The sequence below is a fragment of the Halorubrum sp. Ea8 genome, from assembly GCF_002252925.1.
GTDB lineage: Archaea > Halobacteriota > Halobacteria > Halobacteriales > Haloferacaceae > Halorubrum.
Map to the genome: position 1 here is coordinate 1 of NZ_NHPF01000057.1, position 2,173 is coordinate 2,173.

The 2,173-nt window shown below is 62.4% G+C and carries 1 protein-coding gene; it reads right to left on the reverse strand.

The features are described from left to right. Nucleotides 1-568 precede the first annotated feature (568 nt). A partial coding sequence (locus DJ74_RS04795) for a DUF6498-containing protein (RefSeq protein ID WP_254922139.1) occupies nt 569-2,173 on the reverse strand: 1,605 nt, incomplete at its 5' end.

Below are 2,173 nucleotides of genomic sequence, written 5' to 3' on the forward strand. Positions count from 1 at the left end.
GGAATCCCGAGCGGTGGGAGTTTCAGGTTCGCAACCATGACTCCGCCGCTTCACGGGAGTTCACATCTAACCCAGTCGTCGTGTTCGGTGGCTGACTGGCGGTGCCAAACCGCCGATACTCCTATCCTCGACGCCGTTGATTCCATCTGTTGTTTGTGCCAGCAGGGAGTCGCTGATACGTCGCCGGACTCGGAGTTATCTTCGGCTTGCTCGACCGACAGACACAACGACGAACCCTTCGAGGATTTGCGTTCACCGCGTCGGTGTTTCGGATACTGTCTCATTGAGCGGCGGGGAGACCGCCTCCGAAGGTCGTTCGGCATCCGCTCAGTTCCGACCTAACCTTACTATCGTATAGTGGTTTTGGAACTTCAAAGTACGCATCGGAAATTCGAACTAGGCCGTCGAACGTGGATTGATCCCACGTTGTCGTATTCATCCTGCGGCTAAAGCAGCAGGTATTCTCCTTGAGTTCGTATAAGAATTCGGGACGACCAGAATGCTCTCTTCAGTAACCGGGTGTTTCAGACAAGAATATGTCCCTTCCTGAGAGTTCCAACAGGACCGCTCATTCCGGTTCGGTGTACGCTCGCCGCCACAGCAACCATGTCGGCCAGACGAGGAACGGCAACAGAACAAGGCTCTGCACGAGCTCGCCCGTAGATCCCCATGGCCCGGCGAGCCACGCGACTGCACCGACACCGACGACGAGTCCGATACCGATCGCGATCGCGGCGATTCGTCGGTTCATCGGCGGCAGATCGGTGGACTGAATTGGTACGTCGAACGCCGAGACGAGTGCCTCACCGTCGCCAACCGGGCCGACGAACCGCTCTGTCTCATTATCACCGAACCCGGTGGTCAGCTCGATAGTTCGCGTGCCAAACGTACGATCCGGGAGCCGGGTGTGGACTACGCTTGCGTCACGAAGGTGATCGACGGAGGTCGCCCACTGCGGCTCGTCAAGCCACGTGTCGTACGCGATCAGCTGGCACCCGTACCGCCGGTACTCGATCGGTGCGTAGGTGAGCGCGAACCCCGCGATGTTCACAGCGAGCGCACCGAGGTACAGCGCGAGGACAGCGATTCCGGATCCAACGACGACTGCGCCGGAGGCGTCACCGACGAACAGCCCGAGACCGACGAGCCAGACGACGAAGAAGCCGGTCGCGTATATTGGGGCGACGCGAGTGAGCGTCTTCAGGACCGCGGTGACGACGGTAGTTCGGCGATGAGCCGAGACCCGGACATCGGGCTCGACGTCGGGGATCGCGATCGGCTCTGGCGGTTCCGGCGAGTCAGTCGGGCCGGCGAGCCAGCTGGTGATCCGACCACCGCTGGAAGCGTCATTTCCGTGAGTCGCCCGGAACGCTGACCACTCGACGAGCAGCTTCACGGCGACAAACGCGGCGAGCACGGCGACACCGCCCGCGGCCGCGTCAAGCACCGGGAGCGCGAACAGGGCAAACACGAGGAAGAACGCGCGCCTCGTCGGCGTCTCCACAACCGCATACGGTGAGGTCTCTGCGTACCGTCGCCGACCCAAGTAGTCCCGGGCAACGTCGATCGTCTCGCCCGCAACCAGCGCGAGCGCCGACGCGAGTACCCCCGGACGACCGAGCAGGGCCGGGACGTCGAACACCTGCGAGAACGCGACGCCAACGACCAGTGCGATCCACGCAACCGCACCGCAGACGGCCGCCGCAAACGGGACATTCCGAAGGTAAATGGGAGGCAGCCACGAAATCGAGTGAATTGTGCCGCGTTTGCTCGACAGCGGCGCCTCGGTGACGCTTATTACGCCCGCATCGCGGTCTTCCGGTGGCGGTCGGGCTGCGAACAGCGCCTTCGCGCCCGCCAGCGGGATCGACAGCACGACTTCGACCGCGTACACCGCGGCGAGCGTCGCGGGGTCCCAGCCGAGACGGAGTACACCGACGAGCGGGATCAGGTTGGCGAGTAGGACAGGGAGGAACCCAGTGGCTCCGGAAAGATTTTGACGACTGCGGTGAGCGATGGAGGGCATCCGTCGTTGTTTCCTGAAACGATCGGCCGTGCTCATAAGGATCGGTGAACGCAGGTCGATCCGCTCCGTGAGGACGTTGCCGCGTTCCGTCCAACTGACCGTTGGTTCGTCGTCTACGCCGAGATCTTCGCGTTCAATCCCGACTAC